The sequence below is a fragment of the Mycobacterium intracellulare ATCC 13950 genome, assembly GCF_000277125.1.
GTDB classification, from domain to species: Bacteria; Actinomycetota; Actinomycetes; order Mycobacteriales; family Mycobacteriaceae; genus Mycobacterium; species Mycobacterium intracellulare.
The window spans coordinates 634,786-653,520 of the sequence record NC_016946.1 but is presented as its reverse complement, the minus strand read 5'-3'; the positions used below and the strand labels follow the sequence as shown (position 1 = coordinate 653,520).

The window sequence follows — 18,735 nt, the reverse complement described above, 5'->3', positions numbered from 1 at the left end:
ACTGTTGGCAGGACAATACGACACCAGGAGATCGGAGCCGCCTACTCGTTAGGCCGCTCCGTTATTGCGCGAGGGGGTTCCCCCATGGGCCGCGGCCGGGCTAAGGCAAAGCAGACCAAGGTTGCTCGAGAACTCAAATACAGTTCTCCGCAGACCGACTTCCAGCGGCTTCAGCAAGAGCTGTCCGGGACTGGCTCCGACGAGCCCACGGAACTGGACACCGACGGCGCCGACGGATCCTGGGACGACCAGGACAGCTGGCGGCGCTAGAACCAACGCCTCGGCGCCGATGCCTCGAGCACCGGCGCCGCATCAGTTCAGCTGAAGTCCGGGGCCCTCAGAATCTCGGGTGCTGACCGACGAGCTTGGCCCGCGGGCCCGCCTTTCCACCTTTGCCGACCGTGCCCAACACCCAGCAATCCAGGTGCCGTGCGGTCAGGATGGCCAACGCGCGGTCGGTGTCTTCCGGGGCCACGACGGCGATCATGCCGACGCCCATGTTGAACGTCTTCTCCATCTCTTCGCGTGTCACCCGGCCGCGCTGAGCGATCATGGCGAACACCGGCGCGGGCGTCCAGGTGCCGCGGTCCATTTCGGCGACCAGCCCGTGCGGGATGACGCGCGCCAGGTTTCCGGCCAGTCCACCGCCGGTGACGTGGCAGAAGGTGCGGACGTGGGTTTCGGCACACAGCGCGAGACAGTCCTTGGCGTAGATGCGCGTGGGCTCGAGCAGCTCTTCCCCCAGGGTGCGGCCGAACTCTTCGACGTAGCCTTCGAGGTTCATCCGGTCGATCTCGAGGAGCACCGTGCGGGCCAGCGAATACCCGTTGGAGTGCAGGCCCGATGATCCCATCGCGATGATGACGTCGCCGGGTTTGACCCGATCGGGCCCCAGCACGTCGTCGGCCTCGACGACACCGATGCCGGTGGCCGAGATGTCGTAGTGGTCCGGTTCCATCAGGCCGGGGTGTTCGGCCGTCTCGCCGCCGAGCAACGCGCAGCCGGCCCGCACGCACCCTTCGGCGATGCCACTGACGATGGCGCTCAACCGTTCCGGCACGGTGCGGCCGACGGCGATGTAGTCCTGCAGGAACAGCGGCTCCGCGCCGCACACCACGAGGTCGTCGACCACCATCGCCACCAGGTCCAGCCCGACGGTGTCGTGCTTGTCCATCGCCTGGGCGACCGCCAGCTTGGTTCCGACGCCATCGGTGGAGGCCGCGAGCAACGGCTCGCGGTAGTCGCCGCGTAACGCGAACAGGCCGGCGAATCCGCCCAAGCCGCCCCGCACCTCGGGTCGCGTGGCTTTCGTCGCCAGCGGCTTGAACAGTTCGACGGCGCGATCGCCGGCTTCGATATCCACCCCGGCCGACGCGTAGGTGATGCCCTGACTGCCTGCGTGGCGCGCGGGGCTCTTTCCGGGATCCGTCATCGCGATAAAGGCTACCGGGCGGCGCTGACCGCCGGTATCAAACGTCGGCGAAGGAGCGCAACCGAGTCAGTGCACCACCGGCACTTCGCCGGCCGCGAGATCGTCGAGCCCGGCACCGCGCGCGGCGTTGGCGAGCATGTGCTCGATGACGTTCTTGCCCAGCGCGGTCTCCTCGGGCAGCTCGATCGGATACTGGCCGTCGAAGCAGGCGGTGCACAACCGCGAGGCCGGCTGTTCGGAGGCCGCGACCAGGCCGCGCAGCGAGATATAGCCCAGCGAGTCGGCACCGATGGCGTGTCGCACCGCCTCGAGCATCTCCTTTTTGTCTTCGACCGCGTTCGCGATCAATTCGGCCGGCGACGGGAAGTCGATGCCGTAGAAGCATGGCCACTTGACCGGGGGCGACGCGATGCGCACGTGCACCTCGACGGCGCCGGCCTCGCGCAGCATCCGCAACAGCGCGCGCTGGGTGTTGCCGCGCACAATGGAGTCGTCGACGACGATGAGCCGCTTGCCGCGGATCACCTCGCGAAGCGGGTTGAGCTTCAGCCGGATACCGAGTTGGCGGATGGTCTGGGACGGCTGGATGAAGGTGCGCCCGACGTAGGCGTTCTTCATCAGGCCCTGCCCGTAGGGGATGCCCGACTCCTGCGCGTAGCCGACGGCCGCCGGGGTGCCCGACTCGGGCACGCCGATCACCAGGTCGGCCTCCACGGGGCGTTCACGGGCCAACCGGCGGCCGATTTCCACCCGGGTCGCGTGCACGGACCGGCCGGCGATCGTGCTGTCGGGCCGGGCCAGGTACACGTACTCGAAGACGCAGCCCTTGGGGGTGGGGTTGGCGAAACGCGTGGAGCGGACGCCGTCGGCGTCGATCGCCAGCAATTCACCCGGCTCGATGTCGCGCACGAACGAGGCGCCGACGATGTCGAGCGCGGCCGTTTCGGAGGCCACCACCCAGCCGCGGTCCAGCCGTCCGAGCGAAAGGGGCCGCACCCCATGCGGATCGCGGCACGCGTACAGGGTGTTCTCGTCCATGAAGGTCAAACAGAACGCGCCGCGCACGGTCGGCAGCAGGTCCAGCGCCGCCTGCTCCAACGTGGAGTCGGCGGCGCCGTGGGCCAGCAGCGCGCCCAGGATGTCGGAGTCCGTCGTCGCCGGGGCCGGGGCGCGTTTGGCGATCAGGCCCTCATCGCGGGCGCGGGCGGCGAGTTCGGCGGTGTTGACCAGATTCCCGTTGTGCCCCAACGCAACCCCGGTGCCGGCCGCGGTGTTGCGGAACACCGGCTGGGCGTTCTCCCAGGTGGTGTCGCCAGTGGTGGAGTACCGGCAGTGCCCGATGGCGACGTGACCCGGCATGGCGCCCAGCGTCTGCTCGTCGAACACCTGGCTGACCAAACCCAAGTCCTTGAAGACCAGCACCTGCGACCCGTCGGCGACGGCGATACCGGCGGCTTCCTGCCCGCGATGCTGCAGCGCGTACAAGCCGTAATAGGTGAGTTTGGCGACGTCCTCGCCCGGGGCCCAGACCCCGAATACGCCGCATTCCTCACGGGGTGCGTTGAAGTCCTCGTCGGGCTCTTGGGCGGTCACGATTCGGCGGCTCCCCGGGGAACGGTTGGTGACGCTAGGGAGTCTACGGGCACCGGGGCCGAGCCGCCGAATCCACCAGGCGTGTTGAGCGACAAAATACCCGCACCAGACCCTAAAGGTGCAGTTCAGGGTTGTATTCAGCCCACATCGAACAACGGCAGGCAGTGGTCAATCTCACCGGCTCGGGAGCCGGAAAGACGCAGCGTACCGGTGCCCTTCGCCTCGGCGAACGACAACTTGCCGGTGGCCAGCAGCAGCCAGGTCCGCGGATCGGTCTCCACCACATTCGGCGGAGTGCCGCGGGTGTGCGTGGGGCCGGCGACGCATTGCACCGCCGCGAACGGCGGGATCCGCAGCTCCACGCTTCGTCCCGGCGCCACCGCGGCCAGGGTGCGGGCGGTGAGCCGCACGGCCGCCGCCAATTCGTCACGGCTCGGTGCCGGAGTGGTTTCGTCAGCCAACCATTGCGCCACGGCCAACACGGCCTGCCGGGTCTTGGCCGGATCGGCCTTGTCGCGCGGCGCCATACCCTAGGGTCTCAAAACCATGGAGCCCCGTCGCTTGCGGGAGCGGCCACCGTACAAGACCGTCGGCCTGGTGACGATCGTGGTCATGGCGCTGATCGTGTTGCTGCTGTATGGGCAGTTCCGGGGCGACCTCACGCCCATTACGCAATTGACGATGGTGGCCCCGCGGGCGGGGCTGGTGATGGACCCCGGGTCCAAGGTCACCTACAACGGGGTCCAGATCGGCCGCGTGTCGAGCCTTTCGGAGGTCACCCATCGCGGCAAGCCGGCCGCGAAAGTGGTGCTGGACATCACCCCGAAGTACGTCAAGCGGATTCCGGCCAACGTCGCCGCCGACATCAAAGCGACCACGGTGTTCGGCAACAAGTACGTTGCGCTCAGCGCGCCGAATCACCCTGCGGCGCATTCGATCACGCCATCCATCGTGATCGATGCGACTTCGGTGACAACCGAGTTCAACACCTTGTTCGAAACGGTCACCTCGATCGCCGAGAAGGTCGACCCGGTCAAAGTGAACCTGACGCTCAGCGCGGCCGCGCAGGCGTTGACCGGACTGGGTGAAAACCTCGGCCGGTCGCTGATCGATGGCAACGCCATCCTCGACGACGTGAACCCCCGGATGCCGGCGCTGCGCACCGACATTGCGCAGCTGGCGGCCCTCGGCGACACTTATGCGCACGCCTCCCCCGACCTATGGGACGCGCTGGACCACGCGGTGACCGCCGCGCGCACGCTCAACCGCCAGCAACGCGATCTGGATCAAGCGCTGCTGGCGGCCGCGGGATTGGGCAACGCCGGCGCGGATGTTCTCGGCCACGCGGGGCCGTACTTCGCGCGCGGTGCCGCGGATTTGGTGGGAAGCAGCCAGCTGCTCGACGAGTACAGCCCCGAAATCTATTGCACCATCCACAATTTCGACGAAGTCGCGCCCAGGGTCCACAACGCGCTCGGCGACAACGGGTACTCGCTGGGCGCCCACGCCTCGGGCGCTATCGCCGGTGCACCCAATCCGTACATCTGGCCGGAGAACCTGCCCCGAACCAACGCCCGCGGCGGACCGGGCGGGATACCGGGGTGCTGGCAGAAGATCACGCGAGAACTGTGGCCCGCCCCGTTCCTGGTCATGGACACCGGCGCGAGCATGGCTCCCTACAACCACTTCGAGGTCGGTTCACCCCTCGCGGTCGACTTCGTGTGGGGCCGCCAACTGGGTGACTACACCATCAACCCCTGACGGCGCCCCGAGACCTCGCGGCCAACACCGCGATGGCGCCGGCCTCGTTGATGGCAAGGTGGGCCAGCATCGGTGCGGCGAGGCTGCCGGTGCGATCGGCCAGCCAACCGAACAGCCAACCGCCGATGCCGGTGACCAGCACGGTGGCCGCCACGGGCTCACCGGTCGCGCGGGCATCGGGGATGTGCGAGAGGCCGAAAGCGATGGCTTGCAGCACCCTTCCGCCGCGTCTGCCGAACGCCGCGGAGCCGGCGGTGGCCAGCGCCGCGCGGAAGGCGGACTCCTCGGACCACACCGTGCCCACGGGTATCCGCACCAGCAGCCAGTCCGGCGCGGAGGCGGGCGGTTCCCGGACGGCCATCGATTGGCGCACCGGTGGCAGGCGGGTGGTCGCGGCCACCGTGCTCGCCGCCGAGAACGCGACCGCCGACCCCAGCCGCAGCCCGGCCCACAACCGTGGCGGCCCCAGGCCCAGCGGGGCCCGCGTCACCAGCACCAGCGCGCCCCCCAGGCCGGCCTGCAGCGCCGCCCGCCACCGGGCCGGCAGCCGCGGGCCGGCGAAGCTCCAACCGACCAGGGCGGCGGCCAAAGACAGGGCGTAAGCTTGACGAGAACGCCTGGCAGGCATCAGGATTCGATGCCGGCGCTCATCCGAAGAGCCGCGGCAGCACCGACTCGGAGGTCTCGCGCAGTTCGGCGAGGGAAACCGTGAACAGTCCCTGGACCTCCACCTCGTCGGAGGCCTGGTCGACGACGCCGATGCGCACCGCCGGCAGACCGCGCGCCTCGCACATCGAACGGAACCGGCTCTCCTCGGTGCGCGGCACTGCCACCAGCACGCGGCCGGCCGACTCGGAGAACAACTGCACGAACGGATCGGCACCCTCGGGAAGCACGATGCGACAACCGGTTTCACCGGCCAGGGCGGCCTCGACGACGGCTTGTGCGAGGCCGCCTTCGGACAGGTCGTGCGCCGCGGACACCAGGCCGTCGCGCGACGCCGAGCGCAACACCTCGGCCAGCAGCCTTTCGCGGTCCAGGTCGACCTTGGGCGGTAACCCACCGAGGTGATCGGCGGTCACCTGCGCCCACACCGATCCGTCGAACTCGTCGCGCGTATCGCCCAGCAGCATTAGCGTTTCGCCCGGCTCGGTGCCCAGGCCGGTGGGGATGCGGCGACCGACGTCGTCGATGACGCCGAGGACCCCGACCACCGGGGTGGGCAGGATCGCCGTCGACCCGGTCTGGTTGTAGAAGCTGACGTTGCCGCCGGTGACCGGAATCCCCAGGGCCGCACAGCCTTCGGCCAGGCCCCGCACCGCCTGGGAGAACTGCCACATCACGCCGGGGTCTTCGGGCGACCCGAAGTTGAGGCAGTTGGTCACCGCGACCGGGGTGGCGCCGGTGACGGAGACGTTGCGGTAGGCCTCGGCCAGGGCGAGTTGGGCGCCGGCGTAGGGATCCAGCTTGGTGTAGCGGCCGGACGCGTCGGTCGACAGCGCGATACCGCGGCCGGTGACCTCGTCGACGCGGAGCATGCCACCATCGGCGTGCTCGGCCAGCACGGTGTTGCCCCGCACGTACCGGTCGTACTGCTCGGTGATGAACGCGCGGCTGCACAGATGCGGGCTGCCCAGCAGGGCAAGCAAAGTCGCGCGCAGCTCGTCGCCGGTGGCGGGCCGCGGCAGCCGCGTCGAGGCGTCGGCGTTCAGGGCGTCCTGGGTGTCGGGGCGAGCGACCGGACGCTGGTAGACGGGGCCCTCGTGGGCGACCGTGCGCGGCGGCACGTCGACCACGGTCTGACCGTGCCAGGTGATCCGCAGCCGGTCGCCGTCGGTCACCTCGCCGATCACGGTGGCCAGCACGTCCCACTTGCGGCATACCGCCAGGAAGGCGTCGACGTTCTCCGGGGTGACCACCGCACACATCCGCTCCTGGGACTCGCTGCACAGGATCTCCGCGGGCGTCATGCCGGTGGTGCGCAGCGGCACGTTCTCGAGCTGGATCGCCATGCCACCGTCGCCAGCCGACGCTAATTCCGAAGTGGCACAGGATAATCCGGCACCACCCAGGTCCTGTATGCCGACCACCAGGTGCCCGGCATACAGCTCGAGGCAGCACTCGATGAGCACCTTCTCCATGAACGGGTCGCCCACCTGGACCGACGGCAGTTTCTTGCGCGAGTTCTCGGCGTCGAAGGTGTCCGACGCCAGCACCGACACGCCGCCGATGCCGTCCAGCCCCGTGCGCGCCCCGAACAGGATGATCTTGTTGCCGGCGCCGGAGGCGAACGCCAGATGGAGGTCCTCCTGCCGCAACACACCGACGCACATGGCGTTCACCAACGGGTTGCCGGCGTAGCACGCGTCGAAGACGGTCTCACCGCCGATGTTGGGCAGACCCAACGAGTTGCCGTAGCCGCCGATGCCGCGGACCACGCCGTCGACCACGCGGCGGGTGTCCGGCGCGTCGGCCGCGCCGAACCGAAGCTGGTCCATCACCGCGACCGGCCGCGCGCCCATCGCCATGATGTCGCGGACGATGCCGCCGACACCGGTGGCCGCGCCCTGGTACGGCTCGACGTAGGAGGGATGGTTGTGCGATTCCACCTTGAAGGTGACTGCCCAGCCGTCGCCGATGTCGACGACGCCCGCGTTCTCGCCGATTCCGGCCAGCATGCCGGCGCGCATCTCGTCGGTGGTGGTCTCGCCGAAGTAGCGCAGGTGCACCTTGGACGACTTGTACGAGCAGTGCTCGCTCCACATCACCGAGTACATCGCCAGTTCGGTGTCGGTGGGGCGACGCCCCAGGATCTCGCGAATGCGCTGGTATTCGTCGTCTTTGAGGCCCAGCTCACCGAACGGCTGCGGCTCGTCGGGGGTGGAGGCGGCGTGCTCGACGGTGTCGATCGCGTGGGTGCGCGCACTCGTCCCGGAGACAGTCACGGGACACAGTCTAGGGCTGGACATCGGCAAGGCGCTCTCGCCGCCTACCGGGCGCGACGAACGTTTGCACCTGTAGTCGGCGGGTAGCCGCACAGTGTCCGAAGATCAATCAACCGGAGTACGAAATGACAGTTGAAACCGGACACATCACCGGCACCAAAGACAAGAACTACAACCTGATTTGGTACACCGAGAAGTGCCTCGACAACGCGTTGCGGTTAGAGACCTACATCCAGGACGCCGAGCGCGCCGGGGACAAGGACGTGGCCGAGTTGTTCCGCAAGGCGCAATCAGACAGCCGCAAGGGCGCCGAGATGGCGGAACAGCTGCTGGCCAAGCGCCTCTAGCCGGCGATCTCGGCCAGCGCCGCGGCCGTATCCAGGTCGGCGTAGGCGAACGAATACCGTTGGGCCAGCGCGAGCGCGATGTCGGGGCGCTGCCAGAGCTCCCCGGCGCTGGCGGTGCACAGCCACAGGGTCAGCCCGTGCGCCACCGAGGCCCGGTACCGCAGCCAGACCTCATCGGGGCTCGGCATCTCCGCTTTCGGCAGGCCGAGCGCACCGCGGTACTCCTCGAGGAGATCGCGCTCGCTGCGGCGGCGATCCTCGACGGTCAGGGCGCCCTGCAGGAAGTAGCCCAGGTCGAGTGACCAGTTGCCGCGCCGGGCCACCTGCCAGTCGAGGAACCCCACCTCGTCGCTGGGCAGCAGATAGGTGTTGCCGATGTGCGGATCGCCGTGCAGCAGGGTCTGCGGCGACGCGGTCAGCGTTCTGATGTAGGGCTTCCAGATCGATTCGATCAGCGCGTCGATGGTCAGCGAGGTCACCTGCTCGGGGGCGTCCGGGCCGAGGCGTTCCAGCGCGGCCGGCAGCGGCGCCATTTCCATGCCGTCCCAGGGCAGGAACGGCTCGAGCCAATCGAGCGCCGGCTCGGTCAGAACCCGTTGGCCCCAGTACCGTCCGTGCATGCGGGCCAGGCCGCGCACGCCGGTGGCGACCTGCTCGACGGTCATCGGCCTGGTGGCGTCGCGGGGATCGGCGCCGCGCGCGGTGAGGTCTTCCATGACCATCACGAAGTCGTAGGCGTCCTCGTCGATCAACGCGGTGTAGACGCGGGGGTGCTCGAGGGGCAGATCGACCCCGCAGGTGAACAGCCGCGGCTCGTGAAACATGCCGCTGGTCATGCGGATCAGTTCCTTGTGGTCGGGGTCGGCGGCCTTGACGAACACCGACGCCGGTCCGCTGCCGTTGCGGTAGGTCACCCCCAGGCGGGCGCGCCGGTTGGTGCCGTCGTCGCGAACCTCCACGGTGACCGTGTCCACCTCGACGCCGGGATGCGCGGCGGCCAGCGCCGCAGACATCCACTGCGGCGAGATGTCATCCCAGGTCGTGGGCACCGACAACGCGGGGGCATTCATGGGTGGACTCCTTCGTCACGGATCACCGGCATAGAAACGACACGTATCGTTTCCTACACTTGTCCCGGTGAAGGTAACCCGAGCGCACGCCCGCCCGCCAGTCCCGAATCGGTTCGCCCCCGCAACCGGGCGCACCTAGGCTCGGCCCACATGTCAGACGAGCGGGCCGGCCGGCCCCGCGACACCCGGCTGCATCACGCGATCCTCGATGCCACCCGCGAACTCCTGACCACCGGCGGCTACGCCGAGTTGTCGATGGAAAGCATCGCGGCGCGCGCCGGCGTGGGGAAGAAGACCCTCTACCGGCGCTGGCCATCGAAAGCCCCGCTCGTCGCCGAGGCCGTCCTGGAGGCGTACGGCGGAACCGGATCATTTCCCGTCGCCGAGACCGGGGACCTGCGCGCCGACCTACAGGCGTGGCTGCGCGAGCACGCCGACTTCCTGGCGCGGCCGTCGAACGCCGCGTTGGTGCGGGCGCTCATCGCCGCGGCGGCCGCCCGCCCGGCCGATGGCGACGATCTCTACCAGCAGCTCAGCGCGCCCCAGCTGGACGGGTTGACGACGCGACTTCGCCGGGCCGTCCGGGACGAGGAACTGAGCGCCGCCGCCGACCTCGACGCGATCGCCGAGGCGCTGATCGGCACCATGCTGTTTCGCGCGTTAACCCACGGGGGCGCAACCGATTTCGCTGCGGAGGGACCGCGAACTTTCGATGGGCTGCTCGACGCGATCCTGCACGGCGCGGCCACGACCAAGCCCGATTAGGCCGTCAGGCCGGCGACAAGAACGCGTGCATCGCCGCCGAATAGGCGGCCACGTCGTGCGCGCCCATCAGCTCGCGGGCGGAGTGCATCGCCAACTGCGCGGCGCCGACGTCGACGGTCGGGATGCCGGTGCGCGCAGAGGTCAACGGCCCGATCGTCGATCCGCACGGCAGGTCGGCCCGGTGCTCGTAGCGCTGCAACGGCACCCCGGCCTGCCGACAGGCCAGCGCGAAGGCCGCGGCGGTGCGGCCGTCGGTGGCGTAGCGCAGGTTCGGGTGCACCTTGAGCACCGGCCCCGCGTTGACGGCGATCGGGTGGCCGGGCTCGTGCCGCTCCGGGTAATTGGGGTGGGTGGCATGCGCCATGTCCGCGGAGGCCAGCAGCGACGCGGGCAGCCGGCGCAGGTAGTCCTCCCGGGTGCCGCCCGCCGCCAGCACAATTCGTTCCAGGACGGTGCCCAACAAGTCCGATTGCGCGCCGTGGTCCGAGGACGAGCCGACCTCCTCGTGATCAAAGAGCACCAACACCGGCAGGTAGCCCGCGCCCTGCTCCCATGCCAGCAGCGCTTCCAGTCCCGCGTAGCAGCTGGCCTGGTTGTCCAGCCGGGGCGCGCTCAGCAGGTCCGCGATCCCGTTGTCCGAGGCGCCGATCACCGTCGAGGGAGTCAGGTCGTGCGTCATCAGGTCTGCGGCCAGCACGTCGGTGGGCGCCACTTCGGCGCGCTCGGCGACATAATCGACGAAGGACCGCGCCGTCTCGCCGACGCCCCACACCGCGTTGAGGTGTCGCTGTGGGTCCAGCGTCAGCGACTTGCGATCCTCGGCCAGGTGGATGGCCAGCTGCGGCACGCGAAGGATCGGCTCGTCGATCCGGATCAGGCGGTGCGCGATCCCGGTGCTTTGATCCTTCGCCCGCACCGACAGGCGCCCGCTGATTCCCAGATCGCGGTCCAGCCAGGAGTTGAGCCACGCGCCCCCGTACGGCTCGAGCGCCACCACCCGCCAGCCGGCGACCACCCGATCGGGGTGCTGCTTGACCCTGAGGTTGGGGCTGTCGGTGTGCGCTCCGACGATCCGGAACGGCCCATCGGCTCCCGCCGAATTCCAGGCGACCAGCGAACCCGCCCGCACCGTGAAGTAGCGCCCGGGCACCGACGGCCAGCGTTGGGCCTCGCTCAGTTCGGTGTACCCGGCGGCGTTCAGCCGGGCGGCCACCGTGGCGCAGACGTGAAACGGCGACGGCGACGCGTCGATGAACTCGCAGAGTCCTTGTGCGCTCGCCGAGGACTTCGTCTGGTTTCGAGGCCCGCCGGACATGTTGACATCATGGCTGTCCGAGCCCGCGGCGTTCACGCTAGGGTCGATTGCGCGCTCCTTGCTCGCGCCGCTTCCGGCGCTCACCGTCGCCACGCTAGGGTCGATTGCGCGCTCCTTGCTCGCGCCGCTTCCGGCGCTCACCGTCGCCACGCTAGGGTCACCAGAGTGCCCCCCGTCCAGCCGCAACCCGTCCTCGCGCCGCTGACGCCCGCGGCGATCTTCCTCGTGGTGACCATCGACGACGGTGGAGAGGCAACCGTCCACGACGCGCTGCAGGACGTATCCGGACTGGTGCGCGCGATCGGTTTCCGCGAGCCGCAGAAGCGGTTGTCGGCGATCGCCTCGATCGGCTCGGACGCCTGGGACCGCTTGTTTTCCGGGCCGCGTCCCGCCGAACTGCACCGGTTCATCGAACTGAACGGCCCGCGTCACAACGCTCCCGCCACGCCCGGGGACCTGTTGTTCCACATCCGGGCCGAGAGTCTGGACGTCTGTTTCGAACTGGCCGACCGGATCTTGAAATCGATGGCCGGCGGGGTCACCGTCGTCGACGAGGTGCACGGCTTCCGGTATTTCGACAACCGCGACTTGCTCGGGTTCGTCGACGGCACCGAGAACCCGGACGGCCCACTTGCCGTCAGCGCCACCGCGATCGGCGACGAGGACCCCGACTTCGCCGGCTCCTGCTATGTGCACGTCCAGAAATACGTGCACGACATGTCCGCGTGGAACGCGATCTCGGTCACCGAACAGGAGCGAGTGATCGGCCGCACCAAGCTCGAGGACATCGAACTCGACGACGACGTCAAGCCGGATGACTCCCACATCGCCCTCAACGTCATCACCGACGACGACGGCACCGAACTGAAAATCGTCCGGCACAACATGCCATTCGGCGAGCTCGGCAAGGGCGAGTACGGCACGTACTTCATCGGCTATTCGCGCACACCGCGAGTCACCGAACAGATGCTGCGCAACATGTTCCTCGGCGACCCGCCCGGCAACACCGACCGCATCCTCGACTTCTCCACCGCCATCACCGGCGGGTTGTTCTTCTCCCCCACCGTCGACTTTCTCGATGATCCCCCGCCCCTGCCCGCAACGCCGGCGGCGGCGGAAACGTCTGTTGCACAGGACGGCTCACTTTCGATCGGCAGCCTGAAAGGAACCACTTCATGAACAACCTCTACCGCGACCTGGCACCGGTCACCGAAGCCGCCTGGAAAGAAATCGAATTGGAGGCGACCCGGACATTCAAGCGCCACATCGCCGGGCGCCGGGTCGTCGACGTCAGCGAGCCCGGCGGTCCCGTCGCCGCCGCCGTCAGCACCGGACGGCTGGCCAACGTGGCGTCACCCACCGAGGGCGTGGAGGCGCACCTGCGTGAGAGCAAACCGCTTGTGCGGCTTCGCGTTCCGTTCACCCTGTCGCGCTACGAGATCGACAACGTCGAGCGCGGCGCCAACGACTCCGACTGGGACCCGGTCAAGGCGGCGGCGAAGAAGCTCGCGTTCGTGGAAGACCGGGCGATCTTCGAGGGCTATGCCGCGGCGTCGATCGAAGGCATCCGTTCCGCCAGCTCCAACAAGACGCTGACGCTGCCGGCGGACCCCAGCGAGATTCCCGACGTCATCACCCAGGCGATCTCCGAGCTCCGCCTGGCCGGCGTCGACGGCCCGTACTCGGTACTGCTGTCCGCCGACGTCTACACGAAGGTCAGCGAGACGACCCAACATGGATATCCGATCCTCGAACACATCGACCGGCTGGTTCCCGGAGACATCATCTGGGCCCCGGCCATCGACGGCGCCTTCGTGCTGACCACCCGCGGCGGCGATTTCGACCTGCAGCTCGGGACCGACGTCACGATCGGCTACACCAGCCACGACGCGGACACCGTGCAGCTGTATCTGCAGGAGACGCTCACCTTCCTGTGCTACACGGCGGAGGCATCCGTCCCGCTGACCGCGTAGCAACACACCCCTCGCTCTGTCGCTAAAGGTCAAGCACCACATCGGTTTCGGGAGCCGCCGAGCAGATCAGCACAGACCCGTCGGCCGGTGGCTCCAGCGGCCGCTGGACGTAGGTGGTCGTCCCGGCGACGACCCCGGTGACGCACACATGACAGACGCCGCTCCGGCAGGAGAAGCGGGTGGGCACATCGCAGGCTTCGGCGAGCCCGAGGATGCTGCCGTAGTCCGGCGACCAGTGGGCCGTCAACCCGCTGCGCGCGAACGTGATCGACGGCCCCGTGCCCGGCGGCCCGGCGGGCTGATGGGGCGGCCTGTGCGGTCCCGTTTCGACGACGCCGGGGTTGATCGCGGGCAGCGCACCAAATAGTTCGCTGTGGATCAACGCGGGGTCGAATCCGATGCCGACCAGGTATTCGCGGATGTCCGCCATGAATTGCGTTGGCCCGCAGAGGTAAACGACGCCATCGGTCGGCAATCCCAATCCCGCGATGGCATCACGGTTCAGCCGTCCCTGCGTTTCGGAGTAAAAAACCTGCTGACGGGCGTGAGGCAACGACTCGATCAGCGTTGCGACTTCCGCGGCAAAGGGCTGGGTTTGGCGATTGCGAGCGGCGTGCACCCACCAGATGTCTCGCTCGCTGCCCGCCCCCGCGAGTGCATGCAACATCGCCAGCACCGGCGTCGCCCCGATTCCGGCGGAAAAGAGCACGACGGGGCGCCGGTCCTCGGTGAGGCAGAAGTCGCCGCGCGGGGCGGCCGCCGTTATCACCATCCCCGGCCGGATGTGGGTGTGCAGCCAGCCGCTGACCAGTCCGTGATCCTCCCGCTTGACGCTGATGCGGTAGTACCCGGCCGACGGATCGCCCGACAGGGAATAGCTGCGCAACGGCGCCGGCTCACCGGCCCCGGGAATCTTCACCGTGAGGTACTGACCCGGTAGCGCGGGCGGCAGCGGGTCGGAGTCGTCGGCCTGCAGCCGAATCGAGAGCACTTGCGGGCTCTCCCGACGCGTCTCGACAACCCGTAGGTTTCGGAACCCCTTCCATCCGGGTTCGACCGGGATGGGCGAGGCCGCGGCCGCACCATCGGGTGCGGCCAGCATGTCACGAAAAGACTGCTGCCATCCCGGGCTCAGCCCCGGAACATCGACGGCCTCGCGCAGCCGCTCGACGTTGCGGTCCGGCAGGTAGAGCAACGCGTCGACCTCGGCGACGCTGAGCCGGTGGCGGCCGCGGCGGGTCCGCACGATGTCGTCCCCGGCCCGCACCCGGCCTTCGGTGATGACCCGGAAATAGAAACCCGGACGGTGCTGGGAGACAAGCAGATTGGGCATGTCGGGCTCGTCGAGGCGAAGACCGACCCGAAAGCACGTGACTCGCGGTTGAGTGACCTCGAATTCGGCGTCGCCGATGCGATAACGGTCACCGATGCACACCTCGTTGTCGGCGAGCCCGGTGACGGTGAAGTTTTCGCCGAAATGCCCGGGCCGCAGGTCGGTGCGGCCCAGGTACGTCTTCCAAAAGTCGTAGGACTCGCTCTGGTACACCATCACGGCCCGTTGTTCCCCGCCATGGCCGGCGAGGTCACCCTGCCCGTCGCCGTCGACGTTGAGTCGACGCACCATGACCGGCCCCTGCACCGGGGTCTTCCAGATGCCGGTGTAGACCGTTTTGTCTCGCCATCGGACGTTCTTGGGCATACCCACGTTCACCGAAACAAGCTTGCCCACCGTGTCACCTCGAACCGGCTCGCCATGGCACCAGTCACCCCCAACTGGGATGGTTGGCCCAGAATATGGCAGCGCGATCCGCACGGCAACACTTCGGCCGCACGGGGCTGTTGCCCGGTTCCGTTTTGGTGCATACTGGGTCATACAACCCAAAAATACGTCGAGCTGGTCTGTCGATGTCTACCGAACGCGGTCGCGGCGCTCGCGTGCGAAAAGCGTTGGCTGAGGAGGAATGTCATGCCGGCTGTTCATCATCGATACGCCACGGTCGACGGCCACCGACTCTTCTACCGGGAAGCCGGCGACCCGAGGGCTCCCACGGCGCTGTTGCTGCACGGGTTTCCCACCAGCTCCTACATGTTTCGCGGTCTGATACCGGCCCTGGCGGACCGCTACCACGTCATCGCGCCGGACCATCTCGGATTCGGGCTGTCCGACGCGCCGCCCGTCGAGGAGTTCGATTACACCTTCGACGCGCTGACCGACCTCACGGCGGGCCTGTTGCGAACCCTCGGCGTCGACAGGTACGCCATGTACGTCCAGGACTACGGCGCGCCGATCGGCTGGCGGCTGGCGCTGCGCGACCCGTCGGCGATCACCGCGATCATCACCCAGAACGGCAACGGGTATGACGCGGGATTCGTCGAGAGCTTCTGGAAGGTCGTACAGGCCTACCAGCGTGAGCCCACCGCGGACACCGAGGCCCCGGTGCGCCAGTTCCTCACGCTGGACGCCACCCGGTGGCAGTACGTGACCGGCGTGGCCGACGAGACCCTGGTCGATCCCGAGTCGTGGCATCACGACTACGCGCTGCTCTCCCGGCCCGGCAATGACTTGGTGCAGCTCAAGCTGTTTCGCGACTATGCCACCAACGCGCCCCTGTATCCGCGCTTACACGAGTACTTCCGGGCCAGCCGGGTGCCGTTGCTGGCGGTCTGGGGTCGCGGCGACGAAATTTTCGGACCGGCCGGGGCCGAGGCCTTCGCCGACGACCTGCCCGACGCCGAGATCCACCTGCTCGACGGCGGGCACTTTCTGTTGGAGTCCGCGCTCGATGACGTCATTCCCCTGATCCGGAACTTCCTCGCCAAGCAGCTCGGGGCGTGACGCCCGGCCGCCGGGCGCGCGGCAACCGACCGTGACGATCCCGCCGTCTGGGTTGGAGATCCCATAAACGGGGGCACCCACGGGTTAGCCTGACGCGATGGCCCATCCCGATGTTCGTGACGAACAACGGTTGACCGCCAAGGGGCGTGCCACCCGCGACCGAATCGTGCAAGCGGCGGCGCAGTTGATCGTCACCGACGGCCTGTCCGCGGCCAACATGGAGAACGTGCGGCGCGCCGCCTCGGTCAGCGGCTCGCAGCTCGCCCACTACTTCGCCGACAAGGGCGCGCTGATTCGCGCGGTGATCCGACGCCAAATCGGCGTCGTCTTGGACTTTCACCGCCAACCCACGCTTCGAGGCCTGAGTACGTTCGACGACTTCGAAAAATGGATCGAGATGAACATGCGCTACCTGCGGCGCATCGGATACGTCGGCACCCCCACCTATCACGCGCTGGCCGGCCAGCTCGCCAAGTCGGACGATGCCACGCGCGACGCGTTGGCGGCCGGCTACCGCCGGTGGATCGATTTGGTGGAGAAGGCAATCCAGCGGATGAAAGACGACGGGCTGCTGGTTGCGGATGCCGACCCACGGCAGCTGGCGTTGGTGATCATCACCGCGCATCAAGGAGGCGGAATCTTGGCCTTCACCTACCAAGAGGAATGGCCGCACGCCGATGCGATTCGTTTCGCGGTGAACTACTTGCGGATGTTCGCCACCGACAGTGCCGAACGGATTCCGCGGCGGCCCCCGCGCCGGGCGCGGAGCCGCCGCCCGCGCAAAGCCGGCGGATCCGTCCGCGCCCAAGGCCACCAGGTGACTGAACATCCCTCGCCGCGGTACACCCACAAGGGTCTGGCGACCCGCGCGCGCATCATCGAGGCCGCGGCCCGGCTGATGTTCGAGCGCGGCGTCGCCAACACCAGCATCGACCAGGTGCGGCGCGCCGCCGAAGTCGGCGGATCCCAGATCTCCCACTACTTCCACGACAAGCGCGACCTGACCCGGCACGTCGTCGACGTACGCCGAAACAATGTGCGGGACTTCCACACTCAAGCGAAGTTCGCCGCGCTCGACAGCCTCGATGCGCTGCAGGCGTGGGCCGATGCCTGCGTCTCCGACATCGATCCGGTGTACCGGGTCGGAGGCTGCGTCTATGGGTCCTTGGCGGGCGAGCTGATCGAGGCCGACGACGAAATCCACGACGACCTGGCCGCCGGATACGACCAATGGATCGAACTGTTCCGCACGGGCCTGCAGGCGATGTGTGACCGTGGCGACCTGCGCCCCGACGCCGATCCGCGCCACCTGGCGGTGCCACTGGTTGCCGCGCACCAGGGTGGCGCACTGCTCACGCACGCCACCGGCGATCCGCAGCCACTGCGGGCCGCCGTCACCGCCGCCGTCGACTATGTGCGTTCGTTCGCGGTTTCGCCGCGCAAGGGCGGACCCCGCGCGCCTCGCGGTCAGCGCAACTCCTGACCGCCCGCCCTGGACATGGCGGAAACGTTCGAACATAATACTGGGTCAGTTGGCCCATTATTGTGCGGCAGGCACCGGCGTATCGCGCTGCCAACGATGTCGAAAGAGGCAGTCCATGTCCGTCACGGATTCACCAGAGCTGCCCACCGCACCGGCCGTCGTGCGCGAGCGCCCCGGCGGGGAAACCATGCGGGCGATCATCCTGAAGGGATTCGGCGGGCTGGACAACCTGGTTTACGACGACCTCCCCAAGCCGCTGCCGAAAGACGGCGAAGTCGTCATTGCGGTGAAGGGCTTCGGGATCAACCACGCCGAGATGCACATGCGTCGGGGCGAGTGGGCCGAGGCCGCGGAGGTGAGCGGCATCGAATGCGTCGGCATCGTGGACTCGTGCCCGGGCGGTGAGTTCCCGGTCGGCGCCAAGGTGGCCGCGCTGATGGGTGGCCTCGGCCGAACCATCAACGGCAGCTATGCGCAATACACGCGCGTGCGCGCGGCCAACGTCGCCCTCATCGACTCCGAGCTGTCGTGGGCGGCGTTGGCGGCATTGCCCGAAACGTTCGCGGTGGCCTGGACATGCCTCTTCCGCAATCTGGATCTGAAGGCCGGGCAGACACTGGTATTACGCGGGGCCACGTCGTCCCTGGGGCAGGCCGCACTCAAGATGGCGGTGGCCGCCGGCGCACGAGTCATCGCGACCGCGCGCAGCAGGGGACGCTTCGCGATGCTCGAGCAATTGGGCGCGTCGCGAATCGAGCTGGAGCGGCGCGACCTGGCAGGCCACCTTCCCGAGAGCGGCCGGATCGACGCCGTCCTCGATCTCGTCGGCAACAGCACCATCCTCGACTCCCTGGACATGCTGCGCCGCGGCGGCACGGCCTGCCTGGCCGGTTGGCTGGGCGGGCTGGAGCCCATCGGGGATTTCAACCCGCTGTTGCGCATGGCATCCGGTGTGAACTGGAACTTCTTCGGCAGCTTCGTCTTTGGCACGCCTGGCTTCCCGCTGTCCGACGTCCCGCTGGGGGACATCGCCGGACAGGTCGCCGACGGCACGCTGGAGGCGAAACCGTCTCGGGTCTTCTCCTTCGACCAGATTCATGAGGCGCACCGGCTGATGGAGGCCGGAGAGGCCGGCGGCAAGATGGTCGTCGTGCTGGAGTGACGTGTTGTCGAAACACCGTGGCACGCGGGGGATTCAGGAAAGGTAGGTGTCCA

General features: G+C 68.2%; 17 protein-coding genes. 9 read left to right on the top strand and 8 right to left on the bottom strand.

Features of this window, described 5'->3' with window-relative positions; all coding sequences use genetic code 11:
- Positions 1-84: 84 nt before the first annotated feature.
- On the top strand, positions 85-270 hold the full coding sequence (locus tag OCU_RS28245; RefSeq protein WP_008263905.1) for a DUF3073 domain-containing protein: 186 nt from the start codon (positions 85-87) through the stop codon (positions 268-270).
- 67 nt (positions 271-337) lie between these two features.
- Here OCU_RS28245 and purM read toward each other — a convergent pair whose 3' ends face one another.
- The 3 genes from purM to OCU_RS28230 form a co-directional block, all read right to left on the bottom strand.
- Positions 338-1,432 (bottom strand): phosphoribosylformylglycinamidine cyclo-ligase, encoded by a 1,095-nt coding sequence (gene purM / locus OCU_RS28240; protein WP_009955025.1) that lies wholly within the window; start codon positions 1,430-1,432, stop codon positions 338-340.
- A 66-nt stretch (positions 1,433-1,498) separates the two neighbouring features.
- Complete coding sequence (purF, locus tag OCU_RS28235; RefSeq protein WP_008263903.1) at positions 1,499-3,025, bottom strand: amidophosphoribosyltransferase; 1,527 nt, start codon at positions 3,023-3,025, stop codon at positions 1,499-1,501.
- 137 nt (positions 3,026-3,162) lie between these two features.
- On the bottom strand, positions 3,163-3,552 hold the full coding sequence (locus OCU_RS28230; RefSeq protein WP_009955028.1) for a sterol carrier family protein: 390 nt from the start codon (positions 3,550-3,552) through the stop codon (positions 3,163-3,165).
- Positions 3,553-3,571: 19 nt separating this feature from the next.
- Here OCU_RS28230 and OCU_RS28225 point away from each other — a divergent pair, with 19 nt between their 5' ends.
- A complete protein-coding gene (locus tag OCU_RS28225) occupies positions 3,572-4,786 on the top strand; it encodes an MCE family protein (RefSeq protein ID WP_014379100.1) in 1,215 nt (404 codons plus the stop codon).
- On the opposite strand, the gene OCU_RS28220 is transcribed toward OCU_RS28225, so the two are convergent.
- Positions 4,776-5,414 carry an Rv0804 family intramembrane glutamic endopeptidase gene (locus OCU_RS28220; RefSeq protein WP_193375131.1) on the bottom strand — a complete coding sequence of 213 codons (639 nt, stop codon included), beginning with the start codon at positions 5,412-5,414 and terminating at the stop codon, positions 4,776-4,778. The genes OCU_RS28225 and OCU_RS28220 overlap by 11 nt on opposite strands.
- Before the next feature lie 19 nt (positions 5,415-5,433).
- Positions 5,434-7,755 carry a phosphoribosylformylglycinamidine synthase subunit PurL gene (gene purL / locus OCU_RS28215; protein ID WP_085977660.1) on the bottom strand — a complete coding sequence of 774 codons (2,322 nt, stop codon included), beginning with the start codon at positions 7,753-7,755 and terminating at the stop codon, positions 5,434-5,436.
- Positions 7,756-7,856: 101 nt separating this feature from the next.
- Between purL and OCU_RS28210 the strand changes: the two genes are divergently transcribed.
- On the top strand, positions 7,857-8,078 hold the full coding sequence (locus OCU_RS28210; RefSeq protein WP_008263898.1) for a hypothetical protein: 222 nt from the start codon (positions 7,857-7,859) through the stop codon (positions 8,076-8,078).
- Here OCU_RS28210 and OCU_RS28205 read toward each other — a convergent pair.
- Positions 8,075-9,148, bottom strand: a complete 1,074-nt coding sequence (locus OCU_RS28205) for a phosphotransferase (RefSeq protein WP_009951917.1) — start codon at positions 9,146-9,148, stop codon at positions 8,075-8,077. The two genes, OCU_RS28210 and OCU_RS28205, sit on opposite strands and share 4 nt — an antisense overlap.
- 150 nt (positions 9,149-9,298) lie before the next feature.
- Here OCU_RS28205 and OCU_RS28200 point away from each other — a divergent pair, with 150 nt between their 5' ends.
- Positions 9,299-9,913, top strand: coding sequence for a TetR/AcrR family transcriptional regulator (locus OCU_RS28200; RefSeq protein WP_009951918.1), 615 nt, complete (start codon positions 9,299-9,301; stop codon positions 9,911-9,913).
- A gap of 4 nt (positions 9,914-9,917) precedes the next feature.
- Here OCU_RS28200 and OCU_RS28195 read toward each other — a convergent pair whose 3' ends face one another.
- The gene (locus OCU_RS28195; protein ID WP_029383871.1) at positions 9,918-11,228 is read right to left on the bottom strand and encodes a M18 family aminopeptidase; all 1,311 of its coding nucleotides are present in this window, start codon (positions 11,226-11,228) and stop codon (positions 9,918-9,920) included.
- A gap of 165 nt (positions 11,229-11,393) precedes the next feature.
- Between OCU_RS28195 and OCU_RS28190 the strand changes: the two genes are divergently transcribed.
- The gene (locus OCU_RS28190) at positions 11,394-12,407 is read left to right on the top strand and encodes a Dyp-type peroxidase (protein WP_009951920.1); all 1,014 of its coding nucleotides are present in this window, start codon (positions 11,394-11,396) and stop codon (positions 12,405-12,407) included.
- Positions 12,404-13,201 carry a family 1 encapsulin nanocompartment shell protein gene (locus OCU_RS28185; RefSeq protein ID WP_009951922.1) on the top strand — a complete coding sequence of 266 codons (798 nt, stop codon included), beginning with the start codon at positions 12,404-12,406 and terminating at the stop codon, positions 13,199-13,201. Before OCU_RS28190 ends, OCU_RS28185 begins: the two co-directional genes overlap by 4 nt.
- A 22-nt stretch (positions 13,202-13,223) precedes the next feature.
- Here OCU_RS28185 and OCU_RS28180 read toward each other — a convergent pair whose 3' ends face one another.
- Positions 13,224-14,930: an MOSC and FAD-binding oxidoreductase domain-containing protein gene (locus tag OCU_RS28180; RefSeq protein WP_014379097.1), complete on the bottom strand. Its 1,707-nt coding sequence runs from the start codon at positions 14,928-14,930 to the stop codon at positions 13,224-13,226.
- 237 nt (positions 14,931-15,167) lie between these two features.
- Here OCU_RS28180 and OCU_RS28175 point away from each other — a divergent pair, with 237 nt between their 5' ends.
- The 3 genes from OCU_RS28175 to OCU_RS28165 all read left to right on the top strand — a co-directional run bounded on the left by OCU_RS28175 (position 15,168) and on the right by OCU_RS28165 (position 18,682).
- Positions 15,168-16,037, top strand: coding sequence for an alpha/beta fold hydrolase (locus tag OCU_RS28175; protein ID WP_014379096.1), 870 nt, complete (start codon positions 15,168-15,170; stop codon positions 16,035-16,037).
- A gap of 97 nt (positions 16,038-16,134) precedes the next feature.
- Positions 16,135-17,520: a TetR/AcrR family transcriptional regulator gene (locus OCU_RS28170; protein WP_014379094.1), complete on the top strand. Its 1,386-nt coding sequence runs from the start codon at positions 16,135-16,137 to the stop codon at positions 17,518-17,520.
- Positions 17,521-17,635: 115 nt separating this feature from the next.
- Positions 17,636-18,682, top strand: coding sequence for a zinc-binding dehydrogenase (locus OCU_RS28165; protein ID WP_009951925.1), 1,047 nt, complete (start codon positions 17,636-17,638; stop codon positions 18,680-18,682).
- Positions 18,683-18,735: the final 53 nt, after the last annotated feature.